The following is a 7381-nucleotide window of genomic DNA, read 5'->3' as shown; positions in this document are numbered from 1 at the left end:
CCGCCGTGCCCCGCTGGCCGTCGGCGTCGCCGCCCTCGCCCTCGCCCTGGCCGGCTGCGGCTCGGCCGGCCAGTCCGGTGAGCCCGCCTCGTCGACCGCCGCGGCACCCAGCGGATCGGCGGCCTCGGCCGCAGCCGGCTCGGCCACGGAGAGCCCCACCGACCCCGCGTCCGCCGCGGCGTCCCGCGTCCGTGAGGCCCTCGCGTCGGAGTCCGCCGAGGGCACCCCGCGCGCCGAGCCGCGTCAGGCGTTCGAGACCGTCGGCCCGGGCATCAAGGACGGCGCCGCCACCGAGGCCTGGAAGAACACGGCGGCGGTCCGCAACGACACCGTCTCCGTGATGGACTGCACGCGCGACGTCCTGGACCAGCGCACCCTGGACGCCGTCGCCACGCACATCCCGGACAGCTCGAACATCGAGATCGTGCAGCTGTTCGCCTCGCAGGACGAGACCCACGAGTTCCTCACCTGCGTCTACAACGGCTACTTCGAGTACAGCCCCGGCATGCCCCTGGCGCAGGTCCACTACCAGCACAACCTCGACGGCTCCCGCCTGGAGTGGTGCCAGGAGGAGCCCGCCGCCGTGGCGGACGAGTACACGTTCGACCCGAAGACCGGCAAGGGGCTGCTCGCCCTGCTGCGCCCCGGCATGGTCGGCGGCCAGGACGGCGCCCCCCTGCTGCCCCAGCGCACCGCGTGGGCCTGCTCCGAGGACGGCAGCGAGATGGTCTCCGTGACCATGGGCTCGATGGAGGGCTTCGGTGACGCCAACGGCGGCCTCACCCAGGTGAAGAACTCGCCGGTCGCGCAGAGCACCACCCTCGTCACCGAGACCCGCGACCACCTCGCGGACACCGTGCTGAAGGACGCCGGGGACTTCCAGGAGGTCATCAAGCTCAGCTCGCCGTTCTTCCTGAACGCGCAGATGGACGAGGAGACCCTGGCCCAGGCCCGGGAGATCCCCACCGGCCGCGTGCCCGACGAGCTGCTGAACAACCAGTCCACGATCGACCGCCCCGAGGGCGCCCCCGGCCCCGTGGCCCCCGGCCAGCCGCCGCGGCCGTTCCAGGGCGCCGCGCGGGAGGCCGCCGAATCCCAGCGGGCCGCGGAGGCGTCCGCCTCGGCGTCGGCCAGCCCGTCACCGACGAAGTCGGCCTCGGCCTCGCCGTCCCCCTCCACGTCCGGGGACTGACACCCGGCACGACGACGGCCGGTCACCTCGTGAGGTGACCGGCCGTCGTCGTGAGGCCCGGCGGATCAGGCCTTCGCCGCGGCGTCGTCCTGACCGGCGAAGTGCCGGCGGTACGCGCCCAGGGTGAGGAACGCCGGGTACTCCGGCGGCAGGGCCGACTCGCAGAACACGCGCACCGCGTCCTCGAACCGGTGGCCCTCGGGCAGCGGGCCGGCGAGGATCCGAGCGTGCTCCTCGCGGATCAGCTGCTCCATCCAGCCGCGGTTGGCGGTCCGCACGCCGCCCTCGGTCAGCTGCACACCGGTGCCGTTGTGGGCCCACTGCCAGATCTGGGACCGGGAGATCTCCGCCGTGGCGGCGTCCTCCATGAGTCCGTGGATCGCGGCGGCGCCGTTCCCCCGCAGCCAGGACTCGATGTAGCGGATCCCGACCTCGATGTTCATCCGCACGCCGGCCTCGGTCACCGAGCCCGTGGTCGCGGCGACGTCGAGCAGGGCGGCCTCGTCCGGCTCCACGTCCTCGCGACGGCGGGTGCGGATCTGGTTCGGGGCCTCGCCGAGCACGGCGTCGAACTCCTCCCGGGCGACCGGCACGAGGTCCGGGTGCGCCACCCACGAGCCGTCGAAGCCGTCGCCGGCCTCGCGGGCCTTGTCCGCGCGCACCTTCTCCAGCGCGGCGGCGTTGGCCTCCTCGTTCCGGCGGTCCGGGATCACGGCGGACATGCCGCCGATCGCCGAGGCGCCGCGCCGGTGGCAGGCCCGGACCAGCTGCTCCGTGTAGGCCCGCATCATCGGCTGGGTCATGGTCACCTCCGAGCGGTCCGGGAGGACGAACTCGGCCCCGCGGTCCCGGAAGTTCTTGATGATGGAGAAGATGTAGTCCCAGCGGCCGGCGTTGAGGCCCGCGGCGTGGTTGCGCAGCTGGTACAGGATCTCCTCCATCTGGAACGCCGCGGTGATCGTCTCGATCAGCACGGTGGCCCGGATGGTGCCCTGGGGGATGCCCAGCTCGTCCTGCGCCGCCACGAACACGCAGTTCCACAGCCGCGCCTCGAGATGGGACTCGAGCTTGGGCAGGTAGAAGTACGGGCCGTGGCCGCGGCGGATCAGCTCGTCGGCGTTGTGGAAGAAGTACAGGCCGAAGTCCACGAGGGCGCCGGCCATCGGCTCGCCGTCCACACGGATGTGGTCCTCGATGAGGTGCCAGCCGCGCGGGCGGACGATGATGGTCGGCCGGTCCGTGAGCTCGCGCTCGCGCAGCCGGTACTCCTTGCCCTCGGGGGAGGTGAAGTCGATCTGGTCGCGGATCGCGTCGAACAGGTTGACCTGCCCGTCCAGCATCCGGTCCCAGGACGGCGTCGAGGAGTCCTCGAAGTCGGCGAGCCAGCCCGAGGCGCCCGAGTTGAGGGCGTTGATCGTCATCTTCCGATCCACGGGGCCGGTGATCTCCACGCGGCGGTCCTGCAGGCCGGGGGCCAGCGGCGCCACACGCCAGGAGTCGTCCTCGCGGACCCGGCGGGTGGACCGCAGGTAGTGCGGGTTCCATCCGTCGGTGATGCGGCGCCGGGTGTACTCCCGCTCCTCGAGCAGCCGCCGGCGGCGGTCCTCGGCCAGCCGGTGCAGGCGGCCGAGGAACGCCAGCGCCTCGTCCGTGAGGATCTCGGCCTGCCGCCCGTCGACCGGCCCGTGGACGGTCACCACGGGGGCGGCGCCCTCGGGGATGACGACGGGGATGGCCTGGGTGCTCACGTCATGCGGCAGGGGCGTGTGCTCCCGAGCGTCGTCGGCATGGATCTCGTGCAGGGTGGGGGTCGTGGTCTGCGGGCTCATGGGACTGCCTCCTCGCGGTCTCGGCTGAGCGGATCAGTGGAACTGGCCGGACTCCGTGGAGCCCGCCAGGGCCACCGTGGAGCTGTCCGGGTTGATGGCGGTGGACACGGCGTCGAAGTAGCCGGTGCCGACCTCGCGCTGGTGCTTGGTCGCGGTGTAGCCGCGGGCCTCGTCGGCGAACTCGCGCTCCTGCAGCTCGACGTACGCGGACATCTGGCGCTCGTTGTATCCCTTGGCCAGGTCGAACATCGAGTGGTTCAGGGCGTGGAAGCCGGCCAGCGTGATGAACTGGAAGGTGTAGCCCATGGCGCCCAGCTCGCGCTGGAACTTGGCGATGGTGTCGTCGTCGAGGTTCTTCTTCCAGTTGAAGGACGGCGAGCAGTTGTAGGCCAGCATCTGGTCCGGGAACTCGGCCTTGACGGCCTCGGCGAACTTCCGGGCCAGCTCGAGGTCCGGCGTGCCGGTCTCCATCCAGATCAGGTCCGCGTGCGGGGCGTAGGCCTTGGCGCGGGCGATGCAGGGCTCGACGCCGTTGCGGACCTTGTAGAAGCCCTCCGCGGTGCGCTCACCGGTGATGAACTCGGCGTCGCGCTCGTCCACGTCCGAGGTGATCAGGGTGGCCGCCTCGGCGTCGGTGCGGGCGATGATCACGCTGGGCACGTCGGCGACGTCGGCGGCCAGGCGGGCGGCGTTGAGCGTGCGGATGTGCTGGCCGGTGGGGATGAGCACCTTGCCGCCGAGGTGCCCGCACTTCTTCTCGGAGGCCAGCTGGTCCTCCCAGTGCACGCCGGAGGCGCCGGCGGTGATCATCGACTTCATGAGCTCGTAGGCGTTGAGCGGGCCGCCGAAGCCGGCCTCGGCGTCGGCCACGATCGGCACGAGCCAGTCCTCGACGCTGCTGACGCCCTCGGCGTGCTCGATCTGGTCCGCGCGCAGCAGGGCGTTGTTGATGCGGCGCACCACCTGCGGCACGGAGTTGGCCGGGTACAGGGACTGGTCCGGGTACGTGTGGCCGGAGAGGTTGGCATCCGCGGCGACCTGCCAGCCGGAGAGGTAGATGGCGCGCAGCCCGGCCTTGACCTGCTGGACGGCCTGGTTGCCGGTGAGGGCGCCGAGGGCGTTGGTGAACTCACCGCGGGCGTTCTCGTCCTTCAGCTGGGTCCACAGCTTCTCGGCGCCGCGGCGGGCCAGCGTGTGCTCCTCCTGGATGCGGCCGCGGAGACGGACGACGTCCTCGGCGGTGAAGCTGCGCTCGACGCCGGCCCAGCGGGGGTTGTTGTCCCAGTCGTGCTGGAGCTGTTCGGCGGAGGCGGGAGTGGAGTGGTGGGGCTGGGTGGTCATGACGTCCTCCTGAGGATCGGTCCGGTTCGTGAAGGGTTCGGTGCGACGTGTCCGTCGCTGCCGTTGACATCCACCTTGGCCCCGGGCAAGGCCCTCTGGAGCACAAAATCGGTGGAAACTCCGGCCGTTCCTGCCACTGGGTCAGAACGTGACAGTCCTTGCGCCCCGGTGTGGTCTGGATCACGGCAACGGCCCCCCGCTTGTCAAGAATGTGACTTTCTTTCCGAAACACGTGATCTCCTACCCGGTTCCGTCTACAGTTCCGCGCATGATGACCCGCCCGCTTCCCGAGGACAGCGCGACCGTGGACGCCGTCGCGCTGGGCCGCCGCGTCCGGCACCTGCGCAAGCAGGCCGGCCTCACCCTGGACCAGCTCGCGGAGCACACGGGAGTGAGCGGCTCGCACCTGTCCCTCGTGGAGAACGCCCGCCGCGAGCCGCGGCTCTCGCTGGTCCAGCGGATCGCCGAGGTCCTGGGCGTGCCGGTCGAGGACCTGCTCACCGGCCGGGCCCCCACCCGGCGGGCCGAACTGGAGATCGAGGTCGAACGGTTCGCGCGCTCGGAGCACTACGCCTCCCTCGGCCTGCCCCCGCTGCGCATCGGGCCCCGCACCCCCACCGAGGTCCTCGAGGTGATCGCGGGGCTGGAGGCCGAGCTGCGCCGTCGCCTGGAGGAGCAGGCCGCCACCCCCGAGGAGGCGCGCCGCGCCAACGCCCAGCTGCGCGCCCGGATGCGCGCGGTGGACAATCACTACCCCGACCTCGAGGCCGAGGCGCATCGGCTGCTCGACGCGATCGGCCACACGGGCGGGCCGCTGGGCCTGCACGCGGTCTCGGAGCTGGCCGAGCACCTCGGCTTCACCCTGCGCTTCGTCCCGGACCTGCCGCACTCCACGCGCTCCGTCACGGACCTCAAGCACGGGCGCATCCACATCAGCGGCTCCCGCTCCTCGGACCACGACCGCCGCACCGTGGTGCTCCAGGCCCTCGCCGCCGCCGTCCTGGGCCACGGCGAGCCGCGGGACTACGAGGACTTCCTCGCCCAGCGTGTGGCGGTGAACTACCTGGCGGGCGCGCTGCTCATGCCGCAGCGGGCGGCGTCGTCGCTGCTGCGGGCCGCCCAGAAGCGCCGGGACCTGTCCGTGGACGACCTGAAGGACGCGTTCGGCGTCTCCTACGAGGCCGCCGCGCACCGGTTCACCAACCTGGCCACCGTGGACCTGGGCATCCGCTGCCACTTCCAGAAGGTCCACGAGACCGGGGTGATCCACAAGGCCTACGAGAACGACGGGATCGTGTTCCCCGCCGACCACACCGGTGCGATCGAGGGCCAGCAGGCGTGCCGGAAGTGGGGCGCACGGCAGGCCTTCTCCCGCAACGACCGGTTCCGCGCCCACACGCAGTACACGGACTCGCCCAACGGGACGTTCTGGTGCACCTCGATGATCGAGAACGGCCCCGACGGGCTGTTCGCCCTCTCCGTGGGCACCCCGTTCGAGCATGCCCGGTACTTCCGCGGCGCGGACACCCGCCACCGGGTCACCTCCACGTGCCCCGATCCGCGCTGCTGCCGCCGCCCCGACCCCGAGCTCGAGGCCGCGTGGGGCGGGCACGTGTGGCCCGCGGCCCGCATGCACGCGCATCTGCTGGCGGCCATGCCCACGCAGACCTTCCCCGGTGTGGACGAGCGTGAGGTCTTCGAGTTCCTCCAGGCCCAGGAGGAGCGGGAGGGCTGAGGACGACGCCGGCCCGCACCCTCACGCGAGGGTGCGGGCCGGCGCGGCGGACGGCGGGGTCAGCCGATGCTCTTGCCGGCCGAGTTCAGCTCGGTGCAGGCCTGGACCACGCGGGCGGCCATGGCCTCCTCGGCCTTGGCGCCCCACACGCGGGGGTCGTACTGCTTCTTGTCGCCGACCTCGCCGTCGACCTTCAGGACGCCGTCGTAGTTCTCGAACATGTGCCCGGCCACCGGGCGGGTGAACGCGTACTGGGTGTCCGTGTCCACGTTCATCTTCACGACGCCGTACTCCACCGAGTCGGCGATCTCCTGGGCGGCGGAGCCGGAGCCGCCGTGGAACACGAGGTCGAACGGGCGCTCCTTGCCGAACTTCTCGCCCACGGCCTGCTGGATCTCCTGCAGGATCTCCGGGCGCAGCTTCACGTTGCCCGGCTTGTAGACGCCGTGCACGTTGCCGAAGGTCAGCGCGGTGAGGTAGCGACCGTGCTCGCCGAGGCCGAGGGCCTCCACCGTGGCGATGCCGTCCGCCACGGTGGTGTAGAGCTTCTCGTTGATCTCGTGGGCCACGCCGTCCTCCTCGCCGCCCACGACGCCGATCTCCACCTCGAGGATCTGCTTGTTGGCGTGGGTGCGGGCGAGCAGCTCGCGGCCGATCCGCAGGTTCTCCTCGAGGGTCTCGGCGGAGCCGTCCCACATGTGGGAGTTGAAGATCGGGTCGCGCCCGGCCTTCACCTCGGCCTCGGAGGCGTCCAGCAGGGGCAGGACGAAGCCCTCGAGCTTGTCCTGGGGGCAGTGGTCCGTGTGCAGGGCGATGTTCACGGAGTACTTCTTGGCGACCTCGCGCGCGAACGCCGCGAAGGCCAGCGAGCCGGCGACCATGTCCTTCACGGAGGAGCCGGAGAAGTAGGCGGCGCCGCCGGTGGAGACCTGGATGATGCCGTCCGAGCCGGCCTCGGCGAAGCCGCGGATGGCGGCGTTCAGGGTCTGGGAGCTGGTGACGTTGATCGCCGGGTAGGCGAAGGCGCCGTTCTTGGCGGCGTCGATCATCTCGGCGTACTTCTCCGGGGATGCGATGGGCATGCTGCAGCTCCTAGGCGTCGTCGACTCGGGCAGGCGGGGGAGCGCGGCGGGCGCGCCGCCCTCGGGCTCATCCTATCCGCGCGGCCGGACCCGCCCCAGGGCCCCGGGCCCGACGGCGACGCCGGCCTGGGCACGGGCCCGTCGCTGGCCTAGGGTGAGCTGCGTCACATTCACATCCGAGAGACCGGAGACCGCCATGGCC

The 7381-nt window shown here is 71.7% G+C and carries 5 protein-coding genes; 2 read left to right on the top strand and 3 right to left on the bottom strand.

All coding sequences use genetic code 11. The annotated features are described in order from the left end of the window. Positions 1 to 1192, top strand: a 1192-nt coding sequence (locus tag J1M39_RS09195; protein WP_206496702.1) for a hypothetical protein, incomplete at its 5' end; no start/stop codon positions are given. A gap of 65 nt (positions 1193 to 1257) precedes the next feature. Here the strand turns inward: J1M39_RS09195 and aceB are convergent. Beyond that, positions 1258 to 3021 carry a malate synthase A gene (gene aceB / locus J1M39_RS09190; RefSeq protein ID WP_206496701.1) on the bottom strand — a complete coding sequence of 588 codons (1764 nt, stop codon included), beginning with the start codon at positions 3019 to 3021 and terminating at the stop codon, positions 1258 to 1260. Between the two features lie 33 nt (positions 3022 to 3054). Then, complete coding sequence (gene aceA / locus J1M39_RS09185) at positions 3055 to 4362, bottom strand: isocitrate lyase (protein WP_012750705.1); 1308 nt, start codon at positions 4360 to 4362, stop codon at positions 3055 to 3057. A 268-nt stretch (positions 4363 to 4630) separates the two neighbouring features. Between aceA and J1M39_RS09180 the strand changes: the two genes are divergently transcribed. Then, entirely contained in the window at positions 4631 to 6097 is a 1467-nt protein-coding gene (locus tag J1M39_RS09180; RefSeq protein ID WP_206496700.1) for a helix-turn-helix domain-containing protein, read from the top strand. Between the two features lie 59 nt (positions 6098 to 6156). Here the strand turns inward: J1M39_RS09180 and fbaA are convergent, their stop codons facing one another. Next, complete coding sequence (gene fbaA / locus J1M39_RS09175) at positions 6157 to 7179, bottom strand: class II fructose-bisphosphate aldolase (RefSeq protein WP_041103616.1); 1023 nt, start codon at positions 7177 to 7179, stop codon at positions 6157 to 6159. Between the last annotated feature and the right edge of the window lie 202 nt (positions 7180 to 7381).

This window comes from Micrococcus sp. KRD077, from assembly GCF_017168505.1.
GTDB lineage: Bacteria > Actinomycetota > Actinomycetes > Actinomycetales > Micrococcaceae > Micrococcus > Micrococcus luteus.
The sequence above is the reverse complement of the archived record's forward strand: the minus strand, read 5'-3'. Positions and strand labels throughout refer to the sequence as shown.

Bases quoted from the DNA above. Each gene is read 5' to 3' on its own strand.
- aceB (WP_206496701.1), bottom strand. From the start codon at position 3,021: ATGAGCCCGCAGACCACGACCCCCACCCTGCACGAGATCCATGCCGAC.
- aceA (WP_012750705.1), bottom strand. From the start codon at position 4,362: ATGACCACCCAGCCCCACCACTCCACTCCCGCCTCCGCCGAACAGCTC.
- J1M39_RS09180 (WP_206496700.1), top strand. From the start codon at position 4,631: ATGATGACCCGCCCGCTTCCCGAGGACAGCGCGACCGTGGACGCCGTC.
- fbaA (WP_041103616.1), bottom strand. From the start codon at position 7,179: ATGCCCATCGCATCCCCGGAGAAGTACGCCGAGATGATCGACGCCGCC.